We start from the raw sequence: 293 nt of genomic DNA, 5'->3' as shown, positions 1-293 counted from the left end.
CATATGCTGTAACTAAATACGTTAACGAATTATATGCTGGGGTCTATGCGAAGACCTATGGCTTTAAAACAATCGGCTTACGTTACTTTAATGTTTTTGGCCAGAGACAGGATCCAAATGGAGCATATGCTGCAGTAATTCCAAAATGGACCGCTGATATGATAAAAGACGAAGAGGTTTTTATAAACGGTGATGGTGAAACTAGTCGAGACTTTTGTTTTATAGAAAATACGGTACAAATGAATATTTTAGCTGCTACAGCGCCAGACGATGCTAAAGATAATGTTTATAAC

The 293-nt window shown here is 36.9% G+C and carries 1 protein-coding gene; it reads left to right on the top strand.

Annotation, left to right across the window (positions count from 1 at the left end):
* Window positions 1-293, top strand: a 293-nt coding sequence (locus SB749_RS19195; protein WP_410711705.1) for an NAD-dependent epimerase/dehydratase family protein, incomplete at both ends; no start/stop codon positions are given.

This window comes from Brevibacterium sp. SIMBA_078 (assembly GCF_046534565.1).
Lineage (GTDB): Bacteria > Actinomycetota > Actinomycetes > Actinomycetales > Brevibacteriaceae > Brevibacterium.
This window is presented reverse-complemented; position numbering and strand designations above follow the sequence as displayed.